Annotated in this window: 17 protein-coding genes and 1 pseudogene; 10 read left to right on the top strand and 8 right to left on the bottom strand. The window is 67.8% G+C overall.

Annotation, left to right across the window (positions count from 1 at the left end):
* Positions 1-97 precede the first annotated feature (97 nt).
* Positions 98-838: an FAD-dependent thymidylate synthase gene (gene thyX / locus Sru02f_RS29320; RefSeq protein ID WP_109035861.1), complete on the bottom strand. Its 741-nt coding sequence runs from the start codon at positions 836-838 to the stop codon at positions 98-100.
* Between the two features lie 191 nt (positions 839-1,029).
* On the opposite strand from thyX, the gene Sru02f_RS29325 reads away from it, so the two are divergent.
* Together Sru02f_RS29325 and Sru02f_RS29330 are read left to right on the top strand one after the other, a co-directional pair.
* Entirely contained in the window at positions 1,030-1,269 is a 240-nt protein-coding gene (locus Sru02f_RS29325; protein ID WP_076976600.1) for a hypothetical protein, read from the top strand.
* A 116-nt stretch (positions 1,270-1,385) separates the two neighbouring features.
* Complete coding sequence (locus tag Sru02f_RS29330; protein ID WP_109035863.1) at positions 1,386-1,940, top strand: hypothetical protein; 555 nt, start codon at positions 1,386-1,388, stop codon at positions 1,938-1,940.
* A gap of 76 nt (positions 1,941-2,016) precedes the next feature.
* Here the strand turns inward: Sru02f_RS29330 and Sru02f_RS29335 are convergent, their stop codons facing one another.
* The 6 genes from Sru02f_RS29335 to eccD form a co-directional block, all read right to left on the bottom strand.
* Positions 2,017-2,472, bottom strand: coding sequence for a tetratricopeptide repeat protein (locus Sru02f_RS29335; RefSeq protein ID WP_109035865.1), 456 nt, complete (start codon positions 2,470-2,472; stop codon positions 2,017-2,019).
* Between the two features lie 13 nt (positions 2,473-2,485).
* On the bottom strand, positions 2,486-3,238 hold the full coding sequence (gene dapB, locus Sru02f_RS29340; RefSeq protein WP_109035867.1) for a 4-hydroxy-tetrahydrodipicolinate reductase: 753 nt from the start codon (positions 3,236-3,238) through the stop codon (positions 2,486-2,488).
* A 39-nt stretch (positions 3,239-3,277) separates the two neighbouring features.
* Positions 3,278-4,657 carry a M16 family metallopeptidase gene (locus Sru02f_RS29345; RefSeq protein ID WP_109035869.1) on the bottom strand — a complete coding sequence of 460 codons (1,380 nt, stop codon included), beginning with the start codon at positions 4,655-4,657 and terminating at the stop codon, positions 3,278-3,280.
* A complete protein-coding gene (locus tag Sru02f_RS29350) occupies positions 4,654-6,873 on the bottom strand; it encodes a polyribonucleotide nucleotidyltransferase (RefSeq protein WP_109035871.1) in 2,220 nt (739 codons plus the stop codon). Before Sru02f_RS29350 ends, Sru02f_RS29345 begins: the two co-directional genes overlap by 4 nt.
* Positions 6,874-7,154: 281 nt before the next feature.
* On the bottom strand, positions 7,155-7,442 hold the full coding sequence (rpsO, locus tag Sru02f_RS29355) for a 30S ribosomal protein S15 (protein ID WP_003973291.1): 288 nt from the start codon (positions 7,440-7,442) through the stop codon (positions 7,155-7,157).
* Positions 7,443-7,640: 198 nt separating this feature from the next.
* Positions 7,641-9,110, bottom strand: coding sequence for a type VII secretion integral membrane protein EccD (eccD, locus tag Sru02f_RS29360; RefSeq protein WP_109035873.1), 1,470 nt, complete (start codon positions 9,108-9,110; stop codon positions 7,641-7,643).
* 163 nt (positions 9,111-9,273) lie between these two features.
* On the opposite strand from eccD, the gene eccCa reads away from it, so the two are divergent.
* The 8 genes from eccCa to Sru02f_RS29400 all read left to right on the top strand — a co-directional run bounded on the left by eccCa (position 9,274) and on the right by Sru02f_RS29400 (position 20,662).
* A complete protein-coding gene (eccCa, locus tag Sru02f_RS29365; RefSeq protein ID WP_109035875.1) occupies positions 9,274-13,239 on the top strand; it encodes a type VII secretion protein EccCa in 3,966 nt (1,321 codons plus the stop codon).
* Positions 13,240-13,310: 71 nt separating this feature from the next.
* Positions 13,311-13,799, top strand: coding sequence for a hypothetical protein (locus Sru02f_RS29370; RefSeq protein WP_109035877.1), 489 nt, complete (start codon positions 13,311-13,313; stop codon positions 13,797-13,799).
* Entirely contained in the window at positions 13,799-15,352 is a 1,554-nt protein-coding gene (locus Sru02f_RS29375; RefSeq protein WP_109036320.1) for a WXG100 family type VII secretion target, read from the top strand. Before Sru02f_RS29370 ends, Sru02f_RS29375 begins: the two co-directional genes overlap by 1 nt.
* 28 nt (positions 15,353-15,380) lie before the next feature.
* Positions 15,381-16,733: a type VII secretion-associated serine protease mycosin gene (mycP, locus tag Sru02f_RS29380; RefSeq protein WP_109035879.1), complete on the top strand. Its 1,353-nt coding sequence runs from the start codon at positions 15,381-15,383 to the stop codon at positions 16,731-16,733.
* A gap of 65 nt (positions 16,734-16,798) precedes the next feature.
* The gene (locus Sru02f_RS29385) at positions 16,799-17,230 is read left to right on the top strand and encodes a hypothetical protein (RefSeq protein ID WP_109035881.1); all 432 of its coding nucleotides are present in this window, start codon (positions 16,799-16,801) and stop codon (positions 17,228-17,230) included.
* Between the two features lie 11 nt (positions 17,231-17,241).
* Positions 17,242-19,503: a DUF6571 family protein gene (locus tag Sru02f_RS29390; protein WP_109035883.1), complete on the top strand. Its 2,262-nt coding sequence runs from the start codon at positions 17,242-17,244 to the stop codon at positions 19,501-19,503.
* Between the two features lie 50 nt (positions 19,504-19,553).
* The gene (locus Sru02f_RS29395; protein ID WP_159107570.1) at positions 19,554-20,183 is read left to right on the top strand and encodes a hypothetical protein; all 630 of its coding nucleotides are present in this window, start codon (positions 19,554-19,556) and stop codon (positions 20,181-20,183) included.
* A gap of 113 nt (positions 20,184-20,296) precedes the next feature.
* A complete protein-coding gene (locus Sru02f_RS29400; protein ID WP_167469819.1) occupies positions 20,297-20,662 on the top strand; it encodes a hypothetical protein in 366 nt (121 codons plus the stop codon).
* A gap of 628 nt (positions 20,663-21,290) precedes the next feature.
* Here Sru02f_RS29400 and Sru02f_RS29405 read toward each other — a convergent pair.
* Positions 21,291-25,371, bottom strand: a pseudogene (locus Sru02f_RS29405) (DUF6531 domain-containing protein); the annotation flags it as partial.

Genomic DNA, 25,371 nt, shown 5'->3' on the forward strand with positions numbered 1-25,371 from the left:
AGGCTAGATGAACTTCTCCAAACGCCGCAATCCGGACACTTCGCATGGTTGATGCGTACATCTGTGCCCGGCCGGGCCGGCCAGGGGGCCCGACCCGCTACGGCGCCACGCGGCCGTTGGCGTTGAAGGCGGCGTGGGTGAGCGGCATGAGGCGGGCCCACTCCGCCTCCATCTTCTCGCCGACCATCTCGATCTCCCGCTGCGGGAAGGAGGGCACCTTGGCCAGCTCGTGCTGGGTGCGCAGGCCCAGGAAGTGCATCAGCGAGCGGGCGTTGCAGGTCGCGTACATCGACGAGTACAGACCGACGGGGAGCACCGCGCGGGCCACCTCGCGGGCGACGCCGGCGGCGAGCATCTGCTGGTACGTCGCGTAGGCCTGGCGGTAGGAGTCCTCCATCGCGCCGCCGACCAGCTCGTGCTGCTCGGGGGTGCCCTCGACGAAGACGTACTTGCCGGGGCGGCCCTGCTGCACCAGCTTGCGGGAGGCGTCCGGGACGTAGAAGACCGGCTGGAGCTCCCGGTAGCGGCCCGACTCCTCGTTGTAGGACCAGCCGACGCGGTGCCGCATGAACTCCCGGAAGACGAAGATCGGGGCGCTCACGAAGAAGGTCATCGAGTTGTGCTCGAACGGGCTGCCGTGCCGGTCCCGCATGAGGTAGTTGATCAGGCCCTTGGAGCGCTCCGGGTCCTTCTTCAGCTCGTCCAGGGACTGCTCCCCGGCGGTGGAGACACGGGCGGCGAACAGCACGTCGGAGTCGGTCGCGGCGCTCTTGACCAGCTCGACGGTGATGTCACTGCGGAGTTCGATCTTCGGATCGTCGGCGGGGGTGTCGGTCACGGTGTGGAGGGCCTTCCCAGTCAATCTCGGCGCTTGGCGAGGCCACTCTACGACCCGCCCATGGGCGCCGAATCGGGCGATCGGTGGCGTGCCGCAATCAAGTCGGCGAAACAGGGCACCTGAAGGGGCGTTCGTTCGTCTGTATGAGTAACAGCACTTCATTCCAGTCCCTGAAGGGAGACGCAGCCCCTATGATCCGCCGGCGTGAACCCGTGCCGTTCGCCTTCGTCGCCGAGGCCGACAGGTTCCGCAGCAATGTCACACCCCCGCCCCGCGAGCGGGCGTCCTTCGGTCAGCTGGCCGGACGCTGGCTCCTCGGCGTGACCGTCGTCGCCGGTCTGGTCGGTTCCCTGGTGATCGGGATGCCCGCCCTGTCGGCCGACCAGCCCTCCCCGCACAAGCAGCCGTCGCAGGCGTCCGAGGGGCGCTGAAGGCTCACGGGCGCGGACGGCCGGCTCCGTCCGGACCCCCGAGGGTGGTGACCGGAGACACAGGTCGGTAGCCTCACCGGGCACAACACTTGCCTTGGAACGAGTGAGGACCAGCCGTGCCCCTGCCCTTCCTGACGGCCGACCGCGCCTTTGACACGGCCGACGACGTCGCGCTGCCGTACGACGACCGCGACCTCTGGCGCCGGCCCTACCGGCCGGGGCCGTGGCGAGTGGGGGCGGCGGCCCTGATGCTGCTGCTCGCCTCGTTCGTCCTGTTCGCGGCGGTCATCATCGCGGCGACGGGCGGGCCGTCCTCCGCCGGGGTGGTCTTCGGCCTCGCGGTCGTCGTCATCCTGTGCGCCCTGCGGATGCTGCGCATGGGCGCGTGGGTGAGCGCGCACGGAGTGCGTCAGGTGGGCTTCTTCACCACGCGCACGGTCGCCTGGCAGCAGGTCGCCAGCCTGCGCACGGTGCAGCAGCCGGTGCGCTGGCTGGGACTGCCGCGCACGGTGCAGGGGCAGGCGCTGCTGCTGGTGCGGCAGGGCAGGTCGGCGGAGCCCCTGTCCCCGCTGCTGACCTCGCACAACTCCGACTTCCTCGCCCGCGACGGTGCCTTCAACCGGGCGGCCGACGCGGTGGAGGCGTGGGCCGACGAGTACCGACGGGGCTGACGCCAGAGAGTCGAAACCGCCGGGGCCCGGACCGCACCACTGCGGTCCGGGCCCCGGCGTTTCGCCTGTGGTCGGGTCAGGCGGCCTCGACGTGCTTGCCGTCGTGCAGGGCGATCGCCCGCTGCATCGCCTTGCGGGCGCGCGGGGTGTCGCGGGCGTCGTGGTAGGCGACTGCGAGGCGGAACCAGCTGCGCCAGTCGCCGGGGGCGTCCTCCGTCTCCGCCTTGCGCAGGGCGAAGACCGCGTCGGCCGACTCCCGGTCGACCCGGCCGCTGGGGGTGCGCTTCAGCTCGTCGACGGGCAGTCCGCCCTCGGCGTCGAGTTCGGCGGCGAGGGCGTTGGCCCGGCGGACGAACTGGGTGTTCTTCCACAGGAACCACAGGCCGATCACCGGCAGGATCAGCACCGCGACGCCGAACGTGACGGTGAGGAGGGTGCCGGTCTTGATGAGCAGTACGCCGCGGCTGCCGACCAGGGCGAAGTAGAAGACCAGGACGGCGGCCGTGACGAGGTAGGTGATCTTCGCGCGCATCAGGGTGAGGGTCTCAGTTCAGGTCCAGGAAGTGTTCCAGGCCGAAGGTGAGGCCCGGGGTGGTGACCACCCGGCGGGCGCCCAGCAGGATGCCCGGCATGAAGCTGCTGTGGTGCAGGGAGTCGTGCCGGACGGTGAGGGTCTCGCCCTCGGCGCCGAGCAGGACCTCCTGGTGGGCGAGCAGGCCGCGCAGCCGGATCGCGTGCACCGGGACCCCGTCCACGTCCGCGCCGCGGGCGCCGTCCAGGGCGGTGGCAGTGGCGTCGGGCGCCGGTGCGGAGCCTGCCTTCTGCCGGGCCTGAGCGATCAGCTGGGCGGTGCGGGTGGCGGTGCCGCTGGGGGCGTCCACCTTGTTCGGGTGGTGCAGCTCGACGACCTCGACGGACTCGAAGTACGGGGCCGCGATCTGCGCGAATTTCATGGTCAGCACGGCGCCGATGGAGAAGTTCGGCGCGATGAGCACGCCGGTCCCCGGGGAGGCGTCGAGCCACGCGTTGAGCTGCGCGAGGCGCTCGTCGGTCCAGCCGGTGGTGCCGACGACGGCGTGGATGCCGTGGCGTACGCAGTAGTCGAGGTTGTCCATCACCGAGGCGGGGGTGGTCAGCTCGACGGCGACCTGGGCGCCGGTCTCGGCCAGCACCTCCAGGCCGTCGCCCCGGCCGAGGGCGGCGACCAGCTCCATGTCCTCGGCGGCCTCGACCGCCCGTACCGCCTCGGAGCCGATCCGGCCCTTGGCACCGAGGACGGCCACGCGCAGCTTGCTCATGTCACACGCTTCCTTCTCGAACTGTTCGCAACGGGACCGTCAGGCGACGGCGTCGTGCAGCCGGGACGCCTGCTTGTCCTTGAGCGGGCCGATGACCGACAGGGACGGCCGGCGGCCCAGGACGTCGCGGGCGACGGCGCGGACGTCGTCCGGCGTGACCGAGGCTATCCGGGCCAGCATGTCGTCGACCGACATCTGCTCGCCCCAGCACAGCTCGCTCTTGCCGATACGGTTCATCAGCGCGCCGGTGTCCTCCAGGCCGAGGACCGTGGAGCCCTGGAGCTGGCCGACGGCGCGGCCGATCTCGTCGTCCGTGAGGCCGTGCTCGGCGACGTGGTCCAGCTCGTCGCGGCAGATCTTGAGCACGTCGTGCACCTGGGAGGGCCGGCAGCCCGCGTACACGCCGAAGAGGCCGCAGTCGGCGAAGCCGGACGTGTACGAGTACACGCTGTAGGCCAGGCCGCGCTTCTCCCGGACCTCCTGGAACAGCCGCGAGGACATGCCGCCGCCGAGGGCGGTGTTGAGGACGCCCATGGCCCAGCGGCGCTCGTCGGTGCGGGCCAGGCCCGGCATGCCGAGGATGACGTGGGCCTGCTCGGTCTTGCGGCCGATCAGCTCGACGCGGCCGGAGGTGCGGATGGTGCGCCGGCCGGCGCGCGGGGCGATGGGTTCGGCCGCCGGGTCCCGGAAGGCGCCGGCCTTCTCGAAGGCGGCGCGGACCTGGCGTACGACCTTGTTGTGGTCGACGTTGCCGGCCGCGGCGACCACCAGGTGGGTGGGGTCGTAGTGCTTCTTGTAGAAGCGGCGGATGCGGTCGGCGGTGAGGGCGTTGACCGTGTCGACGGTGCCGAGGACGGGGCGGCCCAGCGCGTTGTCGCCGAACATGGTGTGCGCGAACAGGTCGTGCACGCAGTCACCGGGGTCGTCCTCGGTCATCGCGATCTCTTCGAGGATGGCGCCGCGCTCGACGTCGACGTCCTCCTCCTGGATCAGCGAGCCGGTCAGCATGTCGCAGACGACGTCGATGGCGAGCGGCAGGTCGGTGTCGAGCACGCGCGCGTAGTAGCACGTGTACTCCTTCGCCGTGAACGCGTTCATCTCACCGCCGACCGCGTCGATGGCGGCGGAGATGTCCAGGGCGCTGCGCTTGCGGGTGCCCTTGAAGAGCAGGTGCTCCAGGTAGTGGGTGGCGCCGTTCAGGGCCGGGGTCTCGTCGCGGGAGCCGACGTGGGCCCAGATGCCGAAGGTCGCCGAGCGGACCGAGGGCAGGGTCTCGGTGACGATGCGCAGGCCGCCGGGGAGGGTCGTCCTGCGGACCGTGCCGATGCCGTGCTCGCCCTTGATGAGGGTTTGGGTACGGGCGACGGCCCGCGCCTCCGAGGAGGTGCGGGCCGTCGCCGTGGCGCTACGGGACGTCACTGGTCGGCGTCGTCCTTCTTGTCCTCGGAGCCTTCCTCGCCCTCGATCACGGGGATGAGGGAGAGCTTGCCGCGGGAGTCGATCTCGGCGATCTCGACCTGGACCTTGGCGCCCACGCCGAGCACGTCCTCGACGTTCTCCACGCGCTTGCCGCCGGCGAGCTTGCGGATCTGCGAGATGTGCAGCAGGCCGTCCTTGCCGGGCAGCAGGGAGACGAACGCGCCGAAGGTGGTCGTCTTGACGACCGTGCCCAGGTAGCGCTCGCCGACCTCGGGCATGGTCGGGTTGGCGATGCCGTTGATCGTGGCGCGCGCGGCCTCGGCCTGCGAGCCCTGGGCGGCACCGATGTAGATGGTGCCGTCGTCCTCGATCGTGATGTCGGCGCCCGTGTCCTCCTGGATCTGGTTGATCATCTTGCCCTTGGGGCCGATGACCTCACCGATCTTGTCGACGGGGATCTTCACGGTGATGATCCGCGGCGCGTTCGGGGACATCTCGTCCGGCGTGTCGATCGCTTCCATCATCACGTCGAGGATGTGGAGGCGGGCGTCACGGGCCTGCTTGAGGGCGGCGGCCAGGACGGAGGCGGGGATGCCGTCCAGCTTGGTGTCGAGCTGGAGGGCGGTCACGAACTCCTTGGTGCCGGCGACCTTGAAGTCCATGTCGCCGAAGGCGTCCTCCGCACCGAGGATGTCGGTGAGGGCGACGTAGTGCGTCTCGCCGTTGATCTCCTGGGAGATCAGGCCCATGGCGATACCGGCGACGGGGGCCTTCAGCGGCACACCGGCGTTCAGCAGCGACATGGTGGAGGCGCAGACCGAGCCCATGGACGTCGAGCCGTTGGAGCCGAGGGCCTCGGACACCTGACGGATCGCGTAGGGGAACTCCTCGCGCGTCGGCAGCACCGGCACGATGGCGCGCTCGGCGAGGGCGCCGTGGCCGATCTCGCGGCGCTTCGGGGAGCCGACGCGGCCGGTCTCGCCGACGGAGTACGGCGGGAAGTTGTAGTTGTGCATGTAGCGCTTGCGGGTCACCGGGGAGAGGGTGTCCAGCTGCTGCTCCATGCGGAGCATGTTGAGGGTGGTGACGCCCAGGATCTGGGTCTCGCCACGCTCGAACAGGGCGGAGCCGTGCACGCGCGGGATGGCCTCGACCTCGGCGGCCAGGGTGCGGATGTCGGTGACACCGCGGCCGTCGATGCGCTTCTTCTCCTTGATGACGCGCTCGCGGACCAGGGACTTGGTCAGCGCGCGGTACGCGGCGGAGATCTCCTTCTCGCGGCCCTCGAACTCCGGCAGGAGCTTCTCGGCGGCGATGCCCTTGACGCGGTCCAGCTCGGCCTCGCGCTCCTGCTTGCCGGCAATGGTGAGCGCCTGGGCCAGCTCGGGCTTGACGGCGCCGGTCAGCGCCTCGAGGACGTCGTCCTGGAAGTCCAGGAAGATCGGGAACTCGCCGGTCGGCTTGGCGGCCTTGGCGGCGAGGTCGGCCTGGGCGCGGCAGAGCACCTTGATGAAGGGCTTCGCGGCCTCGAGACCGGCGGCGACGACCTCCTCGGTGGGCGCCTCGGCGCCTCCCTCGACCAGCTTGACGGTCTTCTCGGTGGCCTCGGCCTCGACCATCATGATCGCGACATCGCCGTCCTCCAGGGCGCGGCCCGCGACGACCATGTCGAAGACGGCGTCCTCGAGCTCGGTGTGCGTCGGGAAGGCCACCCACTGGCCGCGGATCAGCGCGACGCGGACGCCGCCGATCGGGCCGGAGAAGGGCAGACCGGCCAGCTGCGTGGACGCGGAGGCGGCGTTGATCGCCACGACGTCGTACAGGTGGTCGGGGTTGAGGGCCATGATCGTCGCGACGACCTGGATCTCGTTGCGCAGGCCCTTCTTGAAGGACGGGCGCAGCGGGCGGTCGATCAGGCGGCAGGTGAGGATCGCGTCCTCGGAGGGCCGGCCCTCACGGCGGAAGAAGCTGCCGGGGATCTTGCCGGCGGCGTACATCCGCTCCTCGACGTCCACCGTCAGGGGGAAGAAGTCGAGCTGGTCCTTCGGGTTCTTCGAGGCGCTGGTGGCCGACAGCACCATGGTGTCGTCGTCCAGGTACGCCACGGCGGAACCGGCGGCCTGACGGGCCAGGCGGCCCGTCTCGAAGCGGATGGTGCGGGTGCCGAACGCGCCGTTGTCGATCACGGCTTCGGCGTAGTGGGTCTCGTTCTCCACTAGTGGATTCTCCGATGCTTGTCGTCTTTTGTCCCGCCCGCCCGTGTGGCGGAGGGGACGGTGCCGGAGAAGCGTCCGTGCGATGCGGGCCGGTCTTCGATCGAAGCACCCGGGGATCTGCCCCCGGGGGCCACTACCGAGGACCGGCGGCGGCGGTGCGGTCCGCTTCTCCTCGTACGTCTTGTTCTTCTGTTACCACACTACAAAGGGGCGGCGACAGCGCGCACGTACGGCAAAGGGAGCGGCCCCCTTACGATGGGAACCGCTCCCTTCACGGCGTGCTAGCGGGCGCCCGCCGCACCGCGGCGGATGCCGAGGCGCTCGACCAGCGCACGGAAGCGCTGGATGTCCTTCTTGGCGAGGTACTGCAGCAGCCGGCGGCGCTGGCCGACCAGGATGAGCAGACCACGACGGGAGTGGTGGTCGTGCTTGTGCGTCTTGAGGTGCTCGGTCAGGTCGGAGATCCGACGGGACAGCAGAGCGACCTGGACCTCGGGGGAGCCGGTGTCGCCCTCCTTGGTACCGAACTCGGTGATGATCTGCTTCTTCACTGCGGCGTCGAGCGACACGCGTACTCCTCTTGGTCTGTGACTGGCCACCGAGTGCCCCCGGTCTACGTCTCGGGGGATCTTCCGTAACTCGGAAGGCGGGGATCCGCTGGGCGCGACCTCCAGGGCTCGGGGGCTCCGGGGGCGCGTACACAAACGGCCGTCACACAGGGTACCAGTCGGGAGGTGCCGCCCTGTCCGTGCCTCGGCGGCAGCCGGTCAGCCGGTCATCGAGCGAACCTCGGTGAGCACGCCCAGCACCGCGAGACAGAGAGGGACCAGCGTCAGCAGGACGGCTCCCTCCGTCAGGTCGAGCAGTCTGCCCCAGAACGGGGACAGGCCCTTGCGCGGGATGACGAGTCCGACGGCGGTGATCAGCGCGGCACCCGCCGCGATCGCTGCGGTCAGCCAGATGGTCCGGAGGTCGAGCGCTCCCCTGTCGCCGTGCAGGAGGAACTCGGTCAGGGCGGCCGTGGGTGGGTTCAGCGCGAGGCCGAGCAGCAGCAGGACGATCGCCGCCAGGCCCGCCACCAGCACACACGCCACCTGGGAGGTGTAGCGGAACAGGCGCGCCCTGATCAGCATGGACAAGCCGACGGCCAGGGCCAGGAGCTGGGCCCACACGTCGTCCGAGAAGCCGAGTACGGCCCCGGCCCCGACCACGACCGCGGCGGTGCCGCCGACCAGCCCCAGCAGCAGCTCGTGACCTCGCCGGGCCTGGGCCGCGATGCGCTCGGCGTCGAGCGGACCGATTTCGGGACCGTGCGCGAGTTCCGGGTCGAAGTCGTCCTGGGCCGCCGAGCGCGGCGCCGCGTATCCGATGGGCAGGCGGGCGAACCGCGCCGACATGCCCGGCAGGAAGGCGACCAGGCCGATCGCGCAGGGGGCACACACGGCGGCGGTCTCGGTCGCGGTCGCGTCCGCGACGACGGCGAAGAAGGTCGCGAGGGACCCGACGGCCGCGAGGAAGGTGGCCGCCACGAACGGGGCGTCCGAGCCCGGCGCCAGTGCCACCAGGACCACCGAGGCCACCAGCACGGTCACACAGCCCAGCAGGAACTGCAGCCTCCCCGGCCCTTGCCCGGCGTCCGGGCCGACGATGCCGGATCCGGCGATCAGCAGCAGCACCAGGGCCGGCAGCCCGAGCGCAGTCGCCGAGGCACGGTCCGCGTACACCCGCACCCGTACGCCCGCGAACGCGGTGAGCAGCACACCGAGGCTGCCCGCGACGATGCCGGGCAGGCCGTGCATGTCGTGGCGCAGGGGGTCGGCGAACCAGAGGACGAAGCCGATCATCACCACCAGCAGCGCACCGCCGACCAGCCCGGCGACGCGCAGCAGGTCGTCGCTCCAGAGGTGGCGGTCGCGGACGACGGCGGAGGCGACGGCGTCGGACACGTCGTCGTAGACGGCCGGCGGGAGCGACTCGGCGAAGGGGCGCAGGCTCAGCACCTCCCCGTCGAGGACCCTCTCCTCGGCGAGCGTGCGTGCGCCGTCGATGACGCGACCGTCCCTGCGCACCAGGTGGTAACCGGTCGGCGTACCGGCGGACTGGGTCTGCTGGGCCAGGCGCAGGATCTCCGGATAGAGGTCGGCCACGGGCAGGTCCACCGGCAGTGCCACGTCGATGCGGGCGTCGGGCGCCACGACCGTGACTCGGCAGAAACCCGTTGCCGTGGTCGAACTCACCTTCGCTGTCCCCCTGTTTCGCTGATGCGTGCGCTGCGTCGGCCACCCTACCGACAGGCACCGTCCGTCACGACGCGTAGTATCCCCGAGCAGCGGGGAACGGCCGGTGCCACGGGGGCGCCGGTGAGGAATGGCCGCTCCGTACAGGGGGATTGAAGCTTCGGTGAGCCAGATCGTCATCAAGCGCCCGCCTCGTACGCTGCCGCCCGACGTCTCCTCGGACGAGTTGCTTCTGGAAGCCCCTCCCGAACTGCCGCGCGGGCAGCAGGAGGGCGTACTGATGCAGGTGCTGCCGACGCTCGGCATGGGCTCGTCGGTGGTGTTCTACTTCGCATCGCCCAATGCTCATCCGTTCATGCGGATCATGGGCGTGGTGATGCTGATGTCGACGGCCGCGATGGTGATCGCGCAGATCGTCCGCCATCGCCGAGGTACGCAGGGGCAGATGGCCGATGTGCGCCGTGACTACCTCCGCTATCTCGCCCAGACACGGCGCCGGATCCGCCGGACGGCCCTGCGCCAGCGTGACGCGCAGTTGTATCTGCACCCCGCCCCCGACCAGTTGTGGGCCGTGGTCGCCGAGGGCAGCCGGGTATGGGAGAGACGGATCGGTGACGCCGACTTCGGTCAGGTCCGCCTCGGTCTCGGGCCGCAGCAGCTGTCGACCCCGCTCGTCGCGCCGGACACCGCACCGGTGGACGAGCTGGAACCGCTGTGCGCGGGAGCCATGCAGCGCTTCCTCGCCGTGCACGGCCAGTTGGACGCCCTGCCGGTGGCGCTGTCGCTGCGCGCCTTCTACCACGTGACGGTATCCGGTGATCCGGAGCAGGCCCGGTCCACGGCCCGTGCGCTGGTGGCCCAGGCGACGACCCTGCACTCCCCCGACGACCTGGTCGTCGCCGTCGTCACCGCGCCCGGAGCGGTGAGCCGCTGGGACTGGACGAAGTGGCTGCCGCACTGCCAAGTGGCCGGACAGCTGGACGGTGCCGGCAGCCGGCGCCTGTTCGGGGACGACCTGGGCGAGCTGGAACCGCTGCTCGCCGCGCACCTCGACGGACGACCGCGCTTCAGCCGTGACGGTCGGCCGCTCCTCGACCAGCCTCACGTCCTCGTGGTGCTGGACGGCGGCATGGTGCCGCCGACCTCGGCCTTCGCCGCCGCGGAGGGCTTGCAGGGGGTTACCGTCGTCGAGGTGGTCGCCGGTGACCTCGACCAGCCGAGGGGGGACCTCTCCGTCGTTGTCCGCCCGGATCGGCTCTGGCTGGACTCGGGGGGCGGTGTCGCCTACGAGGGCGCGCCCGACGTGATGCCCCTGCCCGGCGCCGAGGCGCTGGCCCGGCAGCTCGCGCCGCTGCGCATGGGCGGCGGTGACGACGACGAACCCTTGCTGGCCAACCTGGACTTCACCGAGCTGCTCGGGCTGGGCGACGCCGCCTCGGTGGACGTACGGCGCACCTGGCGCCCCCGGTCCACACCGGAGCGGCTGCGGGTGCCGATCGGTGTCGGCGAGGACGGCAGGCCCGTGATGCTGGACCTGAAGGAGGCCGCCCAGGACGGTATGGGTCCGCACGGTCTGTGCGTGGGCGCGACCGGCTCCGGCAAGTCGGAGCTGTTGCGCACCCTCGTGCTCGGTCTGGCCGTCACCCACTCCTCCGAGACACTCAACTTCGTGCTGGCGGACTTCAAGGGCGGCGCGACCTTCGCGGGCATGTCGCAGATGCCGCACGTCGCCGCGGTCATCACCAACCTCGCCGACGACCTCACCCTGGTCGACCGCATGGGTGATGCGATCCGCGGAGAGCTGCAGCGCCGCCAGGAGTTGCTGCGCTCGGCCGGCAACTACGCCAATCTGCACGACTACGAGAAGGCCCGGGCCGCGGGCGCCCCGCTGGAGCCGCTGGCTTCCCTCGTCCTCGTGATCGACGAGTTCAGTGAACTCCTCACCGCCAAGCCCGACTTCATCGACATGTTCATCCAGATCGGCCGGATCGGCCGGTCCCTGGGTGTGCACCTGCTGCTCGCCTCGCAGCGCCTGGAGGAAGGGCGGCTGCGCGGTCTCGACACATACCTGTCGTACCGAGTCGGTCTGCGCACCTTCTCGGCAGCCGAGTCACGGGCGGCGCTGGGCGTGCCGGACGCCTACCACCTTCCGTCCGTGCCCGGTTCGGGCTACCTGAAGTTCGGCACGGAGGAGATGGTCCGGTTCAAGGCCGCCTACGTGTCCGGCCCCTACCGCGGGGGCGCGCCGGACACCTCCGCGAGCCGCGTGCCGGTCGAGCGCAGGCCCTCCCTGTTCACCGCCGTGCCCGTGCCGGTGACCTACGCGGCGCCCGACCCGGAGAGGGACGAGCGTGTCGCCGCCGGGCGGCAGGAGGACGACGCCCTGGCCGACACCGTGCTGGACGTCATCGTGCAGCGTCTGGAAGGCCAGGGTGTGGCGGCGCACCAGGTGTGGCTACCGCCTCTGGACGAGGCTCCCACCGTGGACCAGGTGCTTCCCGCGCTGGCAGTCACGCCGGAACGCGGCGTGCACGCACGGGAGTACACCCGCCTGGGCGGGCTGACGGTGCCACTCGGCCTGATCGACAAGCCTTTCGAGCAGAAGCGTGAGGTCCTGTACCAGGACTTCTCGGCGGCCTCGGGACACATGTTGGTGGTGGGCGGTCCCCAGTCGGGCAAGTCGACGCTGCTGCGCACGCTGATCGCGTCGTTCGCACTCACCCACACGCCGTACGAAGTGCAGTTCTACTGCCTGGACTTCGGCGGCGGAGGACTCGCGTCGATGAATGACCTGCCTCATGTGGGCGGTGTGGCCTCCCGGCTCGACCCCGAGCGGGTGCGTCGGACAGTTGCGGAGGTGGCCGGCATCATCAACCGCCGCGAGCAGTTCTTCCGGACGCACGGCATCGACTCCGTCGCCACCTACCGTCGGCGCCGCGCGGCCGGAGAGCTGCCCGGCGAGCAGTGGGGCGACGTCTTCCTGGTCGTCGACGGGTGGGGCAACTTCCGCAACGACTACGAGGGACTGGAGGGGGTCGTCCACGACATCGCCGGCCGCGGGCTGGGCTACGGCGTCCACGTGGTGCTCTCCGCATCCCGCTACATGGAAGTGCGCGCGGCTCTCAAGGACCAGATCATCGGCCGCCTGGAACTGCGGCTGGGCGACGCCATGGACTCCGAGTTCGACCGCAAGGTCGCGCTGAACGTGCCGACGGGGGTGCCCGGCCGGGGGCAGGTGCCTCAGAAGCTGCACTTTATGACCGCGCTGCCGCGGCTCGACTCGACACCGGACGTCGAGAGCCTCTCGGAGGCCACGGCGCAGCTGGTGCAGGCGGTCAAGGGCAACTGGGCCGGGCCGCCGGCGCCCACGGTGCGGCTGCTGCCGCGCAAGCTGCCCGCCGACCAGCTTCCCAAGGGCTTCGAATTCCCCCAGCACGGCATCGCCATCGGTATCGACGAGGCGAACCTGGAGCCGGTCTTCATCGATCTGGACACCGATCCGTTCCTCCTGGTCTTCGGCGACAGCGAGTCCGGCAAGACGAACCTGCTCCGGCTGATCGCCAAGCAGATCGCGGAGCGCTACACCCCCGCCGAGGCCCGGATCGTCGTCGGTGACTACCGGCGCACCATGCTGGAGGCGGTGTCGGAGGAGCACCTGCTGGAGTACGCCCCCATGGCGTCGGCGATGCAGGTCCACATGGATGCCATCAACCAGTTCATGGAGATGCGCGCTCCCAAGCCGGACATCACCCCGCAGCAGTTGCGCGACCGCAGCTGGTGGAGCGGCCCGCAGCTGTTCGTCGTCGTCGACGACTACGAACTGGTCGCGGCCGGCTCCGGCAACCCGCTGGCGCAGCTGGTGGAGCACCTGCCGTTCGCCCGCGACGTGGGCGTGAAGTTCATCGTCGCGCGCAGCTCGGCAGGCGCGTCCCGGGCGATGTACGAGTCGTTCCTGCAGCGTTTGAAGGAGCTGGGCGCACAGGGCGTGATCCTGTCGGGCGACCCCAGCGAGGGTGACATCCTCGGCAACGTCCGTGGGCGCCCCATGCCGCCAGGGCGTGGCGTGTTCGTTTCGCGCAAGCGCGGTACGCCGCTGATTCAAGTGGGTCTGCTTCCACAACGGCATTAGAGTGATCGCCCGAGTGGTGACTCGGCGTGACACAAGGTGACACAAGTTGGCTGAACGGGGAGGCGGTTGAGGTGGGTTCGAACGGGGGCGGCACACCGGACACGGGTACGTCATTCGACAACCTGGCCCACGTGAATCCGGCGATGGCGCTGGACATCCAGCACGACGCCATGAAGGGCTTCAAGAAGCGTGTCGACGAACTGCTGCTGGAGCTCGACAGGTCCGAGGCGGCACCGGGCAAGGTCGGCCAGGACAAGCTGACACGCGCCCACCTGGGCTCGGCGGAGTTCAAAGAGGCACAGTTCCTCTACGACTCGTACGCCGTCGTCCACGAGGAGCTGGAGAAGCTGTCCAAGGCCCTCAGCGCGCAGATCGAGGGCATGGGACTGGCGGTGCACGCGTCGCGGGTCGGTTACGAGAACCTCGACGGCGACATCCGGGCGCGCATGCGGGCGGTCAACGCGGAGGCGGAGAAGTACTACGTGGCGGGTCGGGACCCGTACGCCGACCGACGCGGCGGACCGCCTCCGGAGTCCGATTCGAGCAACGAGGGCCTGTGATGGGTGAGCAGCCCGGACCGCGGCAGCCGAAACTTGCCCGCACCGACTTCGAGTCCATGACCCACGAGCAGCTCGCGGCCCTCCTTGACTCGGCCAGCCCGGAGAGTGCCTCGCACCTGGCGACCAAGCTCACCAAGGCCGCCTCGACGATCACCAAGATCGGCGACGACCTGATGACGCACACCAAGGGCCTCGAGTGGCAGGGTGAGGCCGGCGACACCTTCCGCGACTGGGGCGGCCAGGCAGCGAGTTCCACGCTCCGGCTCGGCCAGTACGCCGAGGTGGCCTCGCGTTGGATGGCCACGGTGGCCCAGGCGGTGGTCGAGGCGAAGGCGGCGCTGCCGGACACCTCTGAGACGACCGAGGCCAAGGCCGACCTGGCGGCGGCGAAGAAGACGCTGGTGGCGACACAGGAACCAGGCGCCCGCAACGACCCCGACGCCCGAAAGCTCGCCCAGACCGCCCAGGCCGACGCGACGGCGGCGCAGCACCGCATGGAGGCGGCCCGGGGGGAGGCCATCCAGCAGCTGCGGAAGCTGGCGCAGACGTACGAGTACTCCGCGCAGCAGGTGAACAGTGTGGAGCCGCCTACGTTCTCGCCGCCGAGCACTCACTTCGGCGATACGGACTGGAAGCCCGGCGAGCACATTTCCGTCCCGTCGCACGGCGCTTCCGGTGCCGGAGGCGGCTCAGGCACGCCTGCGGTGGTCCAAGGCGGCCAGGACAGTGGCTCGCGTGTCGGGGCTCAGCCGCACCCGTACAGCAGTGCCTCCGAAGGCGCCTCGCCCGGGCTCAGCAGCGCGTCCGCCGAAAGCCGTCGTCCCGTCGCCATGGACATTGACGGGCTGACGGCCTTGCCGGACCGGCCCGGACCGGCTCCGCAACCTGGGCCGAACACGCCTCTTCCCCGGTCCGATGCACCGCCCGGGCAGCTCGTCGTCGGTCCGCCGGTCCTGCAGAACAACGGTGGTGGCACGAACAACCCGGCGAGTGGCCGGATGCCGGTGGTGCCCCGTTCACCGCTTCCCCCTTCACAAGGGCCGGGCTCAGGAGGTGTCCGAGTCCCACCGCTGCGCGACAGCGGAATTGTGGGAGGGAAGCCCGTTACGCCGACGACCGGCCGTCCTTCCGGGGGTATCCCCCGCGGAACGGTCATCGGTGGGCAGGGCCCTCAAGGCCGTGCCCCCATGGTCCGCGGCCTCACTCCCGGCCTTCCCGGTGGTACTGGCGGCAGCGGACAGGGAGGCACGATCGGCAGCCGGCGCCTTGCCTCCCAGACAGGTGGGATGACCGGTGCCGTGGCGGGCCAGAACGGTCGTCTTCCCCTGGGTCGCCCCATGACGCCGGGAGGAACGGGGCTGCCGCGGCCGGCAAGCTCTTCTCAGTCGCCTCGTGCGGCGGTGCAGGGCCGGCCGACGGGGGGCGTTCCTCGTACCGGCGGCACGGGCTCGCGACAGCAGGATCAGCGTGGAACCGACCGACCCGACTACCTCTCCGAAGACGAAGAGACCTGGCAGCGCGGACGCCGCTCGTTGCCGCCAGTCGTGGAGTGACCCCCACCCGGCCAACCCCAGGAAAGTCATGCGTGCCAGCAGTAGACGAAACATGCGCCCTGCCTCAGTGCTCTCGGCCGGCCTCGGCCTGTTGCTGGTTGGCGTCGCCGCCACTCCGGCGCATGCCGAGTCGGTTCGCGACCTCCAATGGCATCTTGACGCGATGCACGCCGAAGAGATGTGGAAGGTGAGCACCGGCCGCGGCATCACCGTCGCTGTCATCGACACGGGGGTCGACGATTCGCTGCCCGATCTCAAGGGACAAGTCCTGAAGGGCAAGGACTACTCGGACCAGCCGGGCGACGAGCGAACCGACCACGAGGGCCACGGCACCGGCATGGCCGCGCTCATCGCAGGCACTGGGAAACACGGGAGCAAGAGCGGGGCTTACGGCCTCGCTCCGGGTGTGGAGATCCTTCCCATCCGAATGCCCGAGAAGATCGAGGGGTTGGACTTCACCTCGGGTCACAACGCCGCACGGGACTTCAGCAAGGCCATCCGATTCGCGGCGGACTCGGATGCGAAGGTCATCAACATCTCGATGGGACAGGCAGAGTCCGGCACGAAGGGCGGCGTCAACACTCCTGAGCTGGACGCCGCCGTGAAGTACGCCGTCGACAAGGGGAAACTGATCTTCGCGGCCGCCGGCAACGAGGGCGACGGAGCCAACCGCCCCCGCTTTCCCGCCTCCACACCAGGCGTCGTGGCCGTCGGATCGATCAGCGAGAAGGTCAAGCGCAGCTCGTTCTCGGAGTGGGGACCAGAGATCGACGTCACCGCGCCCGGGGAGGACGTGGTCCACGCGTGCATCGGCGGCACCGGAGTGTGCAGGACCAGCGGCACGAGTGATGCCACAGCCATCGCCTCGGCATCCGCCGCCCTCATCTGGTCGAAGCACCCGACCTGGACCAACAACCAGGTGCTCCGTGTCCTGATCAACACGATGAAGGGCAACGAGGAGGAATGGACTCACAACCAGTCCTTCGGCTACGGCATCGTCCGCCCAAGGGTCGCGCTGCAGAACCCCGGCGACCCCGGCCCTGCCGACGAGTACCCGCTGCCGGACCTGGCCGCGGCAGCGGCTTCCAAGCCTCCGTCGCCAGAGGCACCCCCGTCCGGTGACGCTGCTGGGAATCCCGCCGGGGACACGTCCCAGGCGGCCGCGTCCGCTTCGGAGGACGACAGCAGCACGTCACTCTGGATCGCCTTGGGCGTCGCTGCGGCCGTGATCCTCGGTGCCGCGATCACCTTCGCCGGGCTCCGCACCCGACGCCGCCGCGTCGAGCAGCCGGCGGCGACCGTTCCTCCGGCGACGCCCGCGTACGCCCCTCCGCAGCAGTACCCGCCCCATGGGACGCCGGGCTCGGGCCAGCAGGGCTGAGGCCCAAGACCGGACATCCGGTACGACAACGAGTCAGTCGTCAGTGACGCCAGAAGAGGACCACCGTGTCATTCGATGAGATGTGGGGCCAGGCCCGCAGCGCCGCCAGCGCGCGCCAGCACAGCAGCATGCAACTGAACCAGTTGCCGGCTTCAGGGGGCGGAGGCGGCGGTGGCAGCGACTACACCGTGACGTCACCCGATCTCAAAGCGGTCGGGAACGAAGCTCAGGAGCTGTTCCACGCCTTCGAAGTGGACGCCTTCCATGCGGGTGCCACGACCGACACCGCGTCCACCAGCCTGGCCGACGACGGTTTCAAGACCGGGTCGGCGCTGTGGACCGCCTGGGACACCTGGCGGTCACAGGCAGAAGCGCTCCTGAGTGCCTGCGCGCACATCCACAACCACCTCGAGGACACCAACGCGACCCACGCCAAGCGGGAAGAACTGCTCGCCACCAACCTGTCGGTCGAAAAGCTCGACAAGCACTTCAAGTAAGGCTCATTTCCATGGTCAAATTCAACGACCTGCTCGATGTTCGCCTGGGCAGCCTGAAGAACGCGGTCGACGACTGGACGGATACGGTCACCAAGCTCAAGAAGCTGGACGAGCAGGCGACCAAGGGCCTACTGAAGAAGGCCGACAAGGCCGACTGGAAGGGTGAGAACGCCGGCATCACCCTGCCTTTCGTGAAGAAGACCGCCAAGGAGTTCGGAGACGCCGCCACGGAGGCGGAGAGTATTCGGAACATCCTTCGCGACGCCCACTCGGAGTTCAAGGCTGCCAAGGAGAAGCTCGAAGCGGTCGTCAAGGCCGCACCGGACCAGGGCATCCGCATCGACGCGGACGGAACCGTCAGTTACCTGATCCACCCGGACCGCCGATCGAAGGACTACGACGGCCCAGAGCCGAAGGAAGCGGACTTCGACAGGGTCCGTGCCGACATCAAGGCAGCCGTCCAGAAGGCCAACGACGCGGACGAGGTGGCCTCACGCGCACTCCAAACGCTGGTGGGCAAGGACAAGCACAACTTCTCGGGCACCGACTACGACTCCCTCAAGCAGGCCGGAAAGGCCCAGGATGCCGAGGACGCCAAGGCCGCAGCGAAGATCGTCGCGAAGGGTGACGACGCCACGGCGAAGGACATCGAGAACCTCAACAAGTACCTCGAGAACAACAAGGGCGATCGGTATTTCGCCGAGCGCTTCGCAGCAGAGGTCGGCGCGAAGGGCGCCCTAGACTACTGGGCCGACATGGGCGATCCCAGCGATGGTTCTCGGCTGACTCTGGACCACCGGGACTCGATCAAGAAACTTCAGGAGAACTGGGGCCTCACTCTCGCCAGCGCAACGCATTCCGACAGCCCTGAGATGACCAAGTGGAAGTCAGACATGATCGCGCACGGCGATGACATCGTGCGTACACGTGGGACTTCTGCTTACGGTTTCCAGATCATGAGCAATCTGATGCGCAACGGCAATTACGAGACACAGTTCCTGAAGGAGTACGGGCAAGAGGTATTCGCCACAGAACGACGCCTGACTCACAATGGAGCTGTCAAGCCCAACCATGCATGGAACTCGCTGAACACGGGCATGACCCCCACACTCAACTGGGACGGCAAGGGTATCGGACAAGATCCCATGACCGGTTTCATGGAGGCCCTCGGCCGTAACCCGAAGGCCTCCGCGGAGTTCCTGAACAGCCAGTTCGATCTCACACCCGATGACGCGAACGACGATAAAAAAGTCGATGCGTTCAAGTATTTCACCGAGGATCGTGAATGGCCTGAGGACAACACGAAGGACGGACTCACCAACAAGTACGGGTACGAAAGCCTTGGGCATGCACTGGAGTCCGCCACACTCGGTCATGCATACGACGATCCCAGCCCCACCCTTGCGCGTACGGACGAGGGCGCCAAGGTCATGGCCAAGGTCGTGGAAACCTACGGCGATCCCGCACTGCTCAAGGAGCAGGAGGCGCTGTCGGGCAGTATCGGCCGTATGACCGCAGGCTACATCGACGACGTCAACTGGGCCTTGAACGAGAACAGGTCGGACAGCATGTTCGCCCCCAAGGAAAATGCCCACGGGCACGCGGAGTTCGGCATGGACGATACCCGCAAGTTCCTCAGCTCCCTCGGACAGCATCCGGACGCCTACTCAGAAGTGGCCATCGCTGAACGCGTCTACACGACAGCCGCCATGGAGAATCAGGTCGGCTCCGACGGAGGCATCAACGAGCCTCGTGTTCGTGAGGCTCTGCGCACCGGTGCAGAGGTACAGGGCATGCTCGATCAGTCCCGGGCCGACCAGGTGGAGGCCGAAGGGCTGCAGGCGGACAAGGAATACAACGAGGCGCTCGAGAAGCGCGCCGCGTGGATCGAACTCGGAGTTGGCGTGGGCGTTGCCACCGGCGCCGCGTTCCTCCCCCCGGTGGCCGCAGCGGGTGTCGCCGGCACCCTCATTCCTCTGGGTATGGAGCACGGCCAGGCGCTCGTGGAACAGGTCCTCGGAGATGTCATCGGCGACTGGGCCGAGTCCAAGCAGCAGGACAGCGGCGACGACATTCAGGAGCAACGCCGTGAAATCTTCAAGGCAGGAGAGTTCAATGCCGGCTACCCCATGACTCAGTTCTTGGACCGCCACGGCATCAACCCCGATGAAAGTAATTTCGCGCAGGATCTGGAGACCGATCTGACTGCTGGTTACGGAAAGGGAACCGATCGCGAGAACCAGCAGGGCGTTCGCCCCCAGACGGGGGACTGATGAAGGGGTCAGGTATGTCTTCGCGTAATACTGTGACATGGACTGCTGCCGTGCTGGCGGCCACATTTTGCATCTCCGCCTGCCAGTCCGGCGACACGAAAGAGAACGCTACTCCTGCCCCGACGGAACGGAGCAATTGCCTGGGCTTCTTGAACCAGGCGGGAACGAAGGCCGCTGCCGGCCTTCTGGGCACTGATTCCTATCTCACATCAGCGGCCCCCAAGGGTACCGCTGGAGCAGCGAAGGAGATGGTTTCGGAGTACCGGGCGAATGGGGTCACCGAGGCCAAGAAGATCGGGCTCTGCTGGATCTACCGCACCACGAAAGACCTCAGTGACGTGACCATCACGTCCTCGTTTGCCTCAGCGGTCCCGGACAGCAGCGCGGTGGCTTCTGATTTCACGCCCTACAAGATGGGTGAACTGGCACTCGCCAGCAGCAGGAAGGCCGTCGTTTATCTGAGCTGTTCCAGTGAGCGATTCGAAGCGGACAGCAGTCGAAGGACAACGACTCTGCGTGTCGAGGCAAGCAACCGCTACGAGCCGGACGGCTCCCCGGAGGAACTCCGGAGGAACAACCTCACGATCACACACTCCGTCGCTCTCGCTCTGGCGGAGGGTCTCGGCTGCGAGAACAACGCCGATCTTCCCAGTGTCTTCAAGATGGCCCCTGGCGCATGAAATCACGGCGCACGGCCGCTGGGTCGAGTCAGACGTCGAGTCCTGGTGGCAGCAGGTCGAGGAGGTCGGCGCCCGTCGTCCGAGAACCAGGCCCCTCCGCTCTTTTCGAGTAGATGGGGAAGATGACGATACGTCGGCTGTTGATCGTCGTGGTCGCCGCTGCGGTGGTTGCCGTGGGAGCCGGACTCGCAGTGTGGGCAACTGCGTTCCGAAGCGATGCGAAAGAGCTCAGGGCTTCGGAGATGTGCAACGAGGGGGTGTTCTCTGCCAAAGTCGAGCCTCTGGAACGGCTCGTCTCCCCCGACTCGTCGTTCACCTCGGACTGGTCCCGAGAGGCCTCTGACAGCTCACTGCTCCTCACCTGCAGCACCTCGACCTCCCATGCATCCGTCAAGATGACCGCCGAACTGCCTGAAGGATCCGTGTCTGTCGATTCGGGTTTCTGCCAGCGGCTCGGTGGAGGAGGAGAGCGACATTGAGAACGCTGCCATTCACGACCGGGCCTCGGTTCATCGCCGACGGCGAGACGGGAACCGTGTGACCGTAGACACGAAGCGCCCACTCTATTGGGCGCTGCCACAAGTGCCCTCGGTACTCCCAGGTCGATTTTCAGGCATTACGAAAGACTGCAGGGAAGCGACAATGAGATCGAAATCTGAGAGCGCTCACCTACAGAAATCCTGCTCTTGCATGTTGATACGGTCAACGACATGCGAAAAGGCGGGGTCCATTAGACCCTGAGCCTCAACGAGTATTCTACTGGGCAGTAGAATCCAATTCCTTCTTGTCCTGTCGAGCGTCCACTCGACTTGCGTATGGGTAGCCCCTACAGCATCTTCGATGAGCTGCGCCGTCTGTTCACTACGGTTCTTGTAGCGCCATTTCATGTACGGCACCTGCAAGTATCCGTGAGTAGAATTAGACTCCGCCGAAAGCCCGAACCACTCAAGCTCGCCGAATCTACTCAACGCTTGCGCCGCAGATTTGAATCGTTTTTCCACTCAATTCTCCGTCATGCACTACCAGAGAGGGCCCGTATACCCTCCGCGCCCAACAAGAAGCTCTGAAATCATATATCCCACGCCGGGACTCGGTCCCAGTACAACCGTCCGGTGCAAGTCCGAGTGCATCGGTTCCCGTTTGCGGATTGGTGACGTATTGGAAGGCGTTGGGCGCCGGAGCAAGGCCGAGCGGATCGGACGTGAGATAGCGACCTGCTTCCGGATCGTAATGACGGAAGTAGTTGTAGTGCAGACCCGTTTCGTGGTCGTAGTACTGCCCCGGAAAGCGCAACGGCGTATATGTCGCACTACCTGCCGTCCAGGCTGTCGTGCCCCAAAGAGTGCTCCTCGTTCGCCAAGCAGTCCGGCCCTGCTCGTCGATGAGTTCCGTCGGAGTTCCGACCAGGTCCGTGACCATGGCGAAGAAGCGAGAATCAATGTCTTCCTGTGGAGCCACGGCTGCCGAGATACGTTCCGTTTGGGCGATGGGGCGTAGGCCCTGATGGTCCCAAGTGAGGATGACCGGGTTCGGTAGACCCGGTGACGTGTTCGTCTGTTCACACAGCGTCGTGCCGTCCCAGGTGAAATCGACGCGCTCAACCACCGCGCCATCAGCCGCCAAACGCATTTTGGCGGTTCGGCGACCCAGTGGGTCGTAGGTATAGCACCAGCGTGTGCCGCCCGGAGTGATCACTGACACCAGGCGGTCTTCCGCGTCCCATTCGTAGCGCCAGGTGTCAGGCTTGCGCGACAGGCGCACCTTCTGGCGCAGAACTACGCGTCCGAGTTCGTCGTGTTCGTAACGGACCCGGCCGGCTCGCGTGAGGCGGCTGCCCACATACTCGCGGTCACCGGTCGCTTCGCCGCCAGGATGTGTCGTCGGCCACGAGGCGGAGGCTTGGTTTCCCGCAGGGTCGTAGGCGTATGTTTCCGTCCAGTTCGCCGCGTGCACCGCTGTGACGCGGCCTGTCGCGTCCAGGTCGAAGCGGCGGTAGCCGGTCACGAGGTCGTCAATGCCGATGAGGTTGCCGTCGGCCCGATACGTGTACGTGCGGTGGTGGATCGCTTCACCGCCGTCACCGTTGAACACCGACTGATTCGTCATTCGACCGATCGCGTCGAATGTGTTCTCCAGTCGCAAGGCTTCGCCGACCGTGCGGGCCAGTTCGCGACCCACAGGGTCGTACGTGAAGTCAATGACTCGTCCGGAGATCGTCATGCCGCTACGCCGCCCCGCCGTACGTCCATGCCGTCGCCGCGCCAGTAGGTGTCGTTCGTCCAGTCAGACGGCCCAAGTCATCGTAGGTGTAAATCAGTTCGCGGCCGTTCACCGTTTCGGAAGTGACCCTGCCGCACGCGTCTCGGACCACCGCAAGCCTCGTACCGTCCGGGCCGACTGCCTCTGCGAGTTGGTCCGTGTGGTCGTAGGCGAGCCTCGTCACGTCGCCTGCCACGTTCTTGTGCGTCACTTGACCCATCGCATTGCGTTCGAATGAGATCACCTGACCCAGTGCGTCGGTGCGTGAACCCAGGCGCCCACCCAGGTCGTACGTGTAGGTCAGAACGCGGTCGTCGAAGTCCGTCTCCGTGATCAGACGGCCCGCCGGATCGTATTCGTACCGCCAGTTCAAGCCTTCGGGGTTCGTCACCTGCGTCAGGCGCAGTTCCTTGTCGTGCTGGAATTCGTAGCGCACTCCGTTTGGTCCCGTACGGGCGGCCACCAGGTCGAAGTGGGTGTACTCGAAGTTGGAGACACCCCCCAGTTCGCCGGTGTGGCTGGTGCAGTTTCCCTCGCCGTCATATGTCCACGACTCAGCAGCACCGTCGGCGTGGAGGCGTCGAGCGAGGCGGCCTTCCACTGTCCACTCCAAGTGAGTGACAGCGCCTGCTCGGTCGGTGATCGTGACGGGGCGACCGAAAGCGTCGCGTTCGTAGCGAGTGGTGGCGCCGAGAGGGTCTGTGATCGCGAGAGGAAGGCCCGTCCCGGTGCACTGGATTGTGGTTACGTGGCCGAGGGAGTCGGTCACTGATATTGCGTGGCCCGATTCGTTGTACGCGAAGTGGGTGGTCAAGACCGTCGCGGCGGTCAGCGATGTGCGGTTGCCGCGGTCGTCGTAGGCCTGGCGTATCTCCGTGCCGTCGGTGTTCACCACCCGTACCGACAGCCCGCGGTCGTTGTACTCCGCCGTCGCCTCGCGACCGTCCGGGCGGACCACCGAGGTCAGGTGGCCGCGCTCGTCGTACCGGAACCTCGTCGTGTGGCCGAGCGGGTCCGTCCGGGAGATCAGGCGGTTGTAGCGGTCCCGGTCGAATCGGGTCACCGCGCCCACCGGGTCGACCTCGGTGACCACCTGGCACAGTTCGTTGACGAAGTACTGGTAGACGTGTCCGGTGCCCGTGGTGGCGGTAGTGGTGCGGAGGCCCGTCTCGGAGTCACGGTCGGCGTAGTCGATGCGCAGGCTCATGTGGCCTTCGGCGCCACCCTCCGCGATACAGCGGTCGTGGTCGTCGTACTCGTACGTGTAGGCACGGTCGTTGGTGTCGGTCCACGACGTGATGCGACCCGCGTCGTCATACGTGAACCGGAGTGGCAGGCCGGACGAATTCACCACATCTGTGAGATCGCCTGCCGCTGAGTAGCCGTACCGGATCAGTTCTTGGTCGCCCCCGCCGGGTGAAGCGCCGACGAGGTGGAGGGCAGTGATCCTGTGCGCCTCCGTGGTGATACGGATCCGGTAGCCGCCGCTGTGGGAAACAGCGGTGGGTGTGCCATCAGTGTCGTGCTCGGACGCGATCCGGTTGCCGTTGCGGTCGTCGATCTGCTCCAGCAGGGCGTGGTCGTCCGCCTGTTGCGTGAAGTGCCAGGCGCGGCCAAGGGCGGAATCCGTGATCGTGTAGCCCTCAGGCCCGGACCGTAGTTCCCAGCGCGGTCCTTCCGTCGGAAGGACCGTGCCGTCGGCGGCCGGGTGGGGATAGGCCAGGATCAGACCGTCCTCGTGAACGAAGACGATGCGGTCGCTCTGGATCTCCAGTCGCTGGTCGACGGTCGAGGACCAAGAGGGACCGAACCAGCGGCCGGCGCGGTAGCCGGACTCGGCCCGGCGTTTGAACTCCAGGGGAAGTGTCCCGGGGAGGACCACGTCCGTCTGCGGCAAGTACATCTTGCCGGTGGCCAGGTCGACCGGGTCGGTGGGGTTGTTCCGAGTAGCGTGGCCATCGCTGTGGGAGCCGGGGTCGCTCGCGTCGAGGTGGGCACCGGCCGTGCCGAGGCCGGTCGGGCTGCCGAGAGCGTTACGGCCGTCCAGGTGGCGAGTCAGGCTTCCCACGCCTTTGAAGGCCGCTCCCCCGGCCAGGCTCGGGGCCATGTAACCGAGCATGCGGACCGGGTCCTTCTGGAACTCGTCCCAGGTGTTGGACACTCCCGTGTAGACGTCCTTCGAGAAGCCCACCGGGTCCCTGACCGCGCCCACCCCGCCGTCGATGACCATCGCGCCGTCGTGGAGATACGCCTTCGGTTCGGTCAGCAACCGGCCGGGGTTGACCGCCAGCCCGAATTCGACGAGGTCGTCCCAGCCCTCCTTCGCGCCGTCGGTCAGGCGCTGCCAGCCGCTCGGGCGCTTCGGAGCCTTTTCGGCGGCCTTGTACAGGGTCCGCTTCGCAACGCCGGCCGCCTCCGTGACCTCGCCCTGTGCTCTGTTGATCCGCTCGATCAGTTCCGCCATCGCGGTCCTGCCCGGGTCGGCCTCGGGGGGCCGGGTGGGCAGCGTCGTATCGCCGGCCTTGATCGCCGCGTTGTAGTCGTCCACGGCCTTGGCGTACTGGCGGGAGAGGTCGCGGGCCGTGGGTGCCTCGTGGTCGAGAATCTGTCGGGTGAGGCGCTGGGCTCCGTCGAGCACCTCCCGGTAGGCGAGTACGGCGACGCCCGCTTCGACGAAAGCGTCCGTGGCGCCGTCGAGTTCTTTGGGCAGTTTCCTGACCGTCTTGCGGAACTCCTCGGCGGCCTCGCCCTGCCAGGGATCGGTGTTGAGCTTGCGCAGTTTCTCCGCGCCCTCGCCGAAGTGTGCGGCCGCACCGCCGAGTTTCTTGATGAGCCGGTCGAGCTCGGCGGGTTTGCCCGGGACCCAGTCCTCGACGGTGTCTTCGGGAGCGATCCATATGCGGCGGAAGAGGAACCGTTTGTCCGTCAT

The organism is Streptomyces rubrogriseus, from assembly GCF_027947575.1.
Lineage (GTDB): Bacteria > Actinomycetota > Actinomycetes > Streptomycetales > Streptomycetaceae > Streptomyces > Streptomyces rubrogriseus.

What these genes read in the sequence shown, in the direction of transcription:
- dapB (WP_109035867.1), bottom strand. Translation starts at nt 3,238, where the DNA reads ATGAGCAAGCTGCGCGTGGCCGTCCTCGGTGCCAAGGGCCGGATCGGC.
- Sru02f_RS29325 (WP_076976600.1), top strand. Translation starts at nt 1,030, where the DNA reads ATGATCCGCCGGCGTGAACCCGTGCCGTTCGCCTTCGTCGCCGAGGCC.
- Sru02f_RS29400 (WP_167469819.1), top strand. Translation starts at nt 20,297, where the DNA reads ATGGGGAAGATGACGATACGTCGGCTGTTGATCGTCGTGGTCGCCGCT.
- Sru02f_RS29335 (WP_109035865.1), bottom strand. Translation starts at nt 2,472, where the DNA reads ATGCGCGCGAAGATCACCTACCTCGTCACGGCCGCCGTCCTGGTCTTC.
- Sru02f_RS29390 (WP_109035883.1), top strand. Translation starts at nt 17,242, where the DNA reads ATGGTCAAATTCAACGACCTGCTCGATGTTCGCCTGGGCAGCCTGAAG.
- mycP (WP_109035879.1), top strand. Translation starts at nt 15,381, where the DNA reads ATGCGTGCCAGCAGTAGACGAAACATGCGCCCTGCCTCAGTGCTCTCG.
- Sru02f_RS29375 (WP_109036320.1), top strand. Translation starts at nt 13,799, where the DNA reads ATGGGTGAGCAGCCCGGACCGCGGCAGCCGAAACTTGCCCGCACCGAC.